A 2167-nucleotide genomic window follows, 5' to 3' on the forward strand; every position below is an offset into this window, starting at 1 on the left:
GCAAGCCCCAAGCGGCGTTCGCCCAGCAGGAGCAGGTCAATGACCGACAACGCCCTTCCCCCGGAAGACGACCGCACCCGAGTCGTCTCAAGGCCCGTGCCATCCACAGGCGGCACCGACACAGGCGCCACCGTCATCACAGCCAGCGGCCTCACCACACCCTCAGGCACCCCCGTCACCAGCCCAGCCACAGGCACACACGAAGCCGGCCTCCTCCCCGTAGGCAGCCGCCTCGCCGAATTCGAAATCACCCGAGTCGTAGGCCAAGGCGGCTTCGGCGTCGTCTACGAAGCCTGGGACCACACGCTGGAGCGCGTAGTAGCCATCAAGGAATACCTGCCGACATCGCTATCGACAAGACAGCAAGACGGCACCGTAGTCCCCCTCTCAGAAAGACACAGAGAAACCTTCGACCTCGGCATGCGCAGCTTCATCAACGAAGCCCGCCTCCTCGCCCAGTTCGACCACCCCTCGCTACTCAAGGTCTACCGCTTCTGGCAAGAAAAGGGCACCACCTACATGGTCATGCCCTTCTACAAGGGCGACACCTTGCGAGAGGCACTCGTAGCGATCCCCGCAGGCGTCGACGAAGCCTGGCTCACCCGCATCATGGACGGCGTCACCCAAGCCCTCGCCGTGATGCACAACGCCCACTGCTACCACCGCGACATCGCCCCCGACAACATCATCCTGCTCGAAGGCTCCGGCCGCCCCGTGGTGCTCGACTTCGGCGCCGCGCGCCGCGTGATCACCGACAAGACGCAGGCGATCACCGTCATCCTCAAGCCCGGCTACGCGCCCATCGAGCAGTACGCCGAGATGCCTGACATGTCCCAAGGCGCCTGGACCGACGTCTACGCGCTCGCCGCCGTGATGCACGTCGCCGTGTGCGGGCGCGCACCGCCGCCCTCGGTGGCACGGCTGCTGTCCGACAGCTACGTGCCGCTGGCGGGCAACGACATCCTGCGCCAGCGCTACAGCGACCGGCTGCTCGCGGCGATCGATGCGGGCCTGGGCGTGCGGCCCGAGGCGCGACCGCAGTCGATGGCCGAGCTGCGTGCGGCATTGGGTCTCGAAGTCGGCCACAGCATCGCGCCCACGCCGCGCACCGTGCCGCCGTCGGGTGCGCGAAGCAGTCAGTCGGGTGCCGATGCACCCACCGTGATCGGCACGGCCCACATGCCGAAGCCCATCGCCGCCAAGGCACCTGCCGCGAACAACAACAGCAAGGGCAGCAGCGGCAGCAACAAGGCCGTCCTCGGCGCCGTCGCCGCCGCCGTGCTGGTCGCCGCAGCGGGCGGCGGATGGTGGTTCCTGGGCCGCACAGGCGGTGAAGGCGATGCGGGCAAGACGGCGCAAACCGCCACACCCGCGCCCCCACCCGACACCCCCACCCAGGTCGCCGAGGCCCCACCGCCACCCCCTCCGCCACCGCCCAAGCCGCGCACCCCCGCCGAATCCCTGCAATCCCTCGCCGCCGGCGCCGCCCCGGGCTTCGAAGTCACGGCCACGCCGAAGAAGGCCGAGGTCGCGATCGGCAAGGACAAGCTGGCCTTCGAGGTGCGCAGCAAGCGCGACGGTTTCGTCTACGTGTTCCTGCTGTCCAGCGGCGGCGAGATGTTCCTGCTGTTCCCGAACCTGCTCGACAAGTACAACAAGATCACCGCCAACGCCGCGCTCGCGCTGCCACGCGCCTCCTGGCCGATGGACGCCGGCGGGCCGGCCGGCACCAACCAGTTCGCGGTGCTCGTGAGCGAGCACGAGCGCGACTTCGGCGCCTCGGGCGTGCAGAACGAAGGTGTGTTCCCGCAGTTCCCGCTGCCGGTGCTCGCGGCACTCGAAGCCACACGCGGCACGGGGCCGTCGCCGCTGTTGGGCAAACCGGTCTGCGCGCCGGGCGCCCCGCCGTGCAACGACGTCTATGGCGTCGCGAATTTCAAAATCGTCGAGAAGTAATCGTCTGTAGAGCGTCGGCCGCTTTCGGCCCCCTTTCCACGACCACGACCAGGAGACTTTCATGCACACGTCACCGTCGCCGCACTTCGCGCTTCCCCTTTGCCGAACGGCCGCCGTGGTCGCGCTGGTGTTGCTGGCCGCCTGCGCCAACACGCCGCCGTCTGCCACGGGCACGGCCGCCGCCGCGCCCACCACGGCCGACCCCGCGACC

At 69.0% G+C, this 2167-nt stretch carries 1 protein-coding gene; it reads left to right on the forward strand.

Annotated elements, in window-relative coordinates:
* Positions 1-39: 39 nt before the first annotated feature.
* Complete coding sequence (locus tag VBO01S_RS31280) at positions 40-1956, forward strand: serine/threonine-protein kinase (protein WP_062483048.1); 1917 nt, start codon at positions 40-42, stop codon at positions 1954-1956.
* Positions 1957-2167 lie beyond the last annotated feature (211 nt).

It is taken from the genome of Variovorax boronicumulans NBRC 103145 (assembly GCF_001591345.1).
Lineage (GTDB): Bacteria > Pseudomonadota > Gammaproteobacteria > Burkholderiales > Burkholderiaceae_C > Variovorax > Variovorax boronicumulans.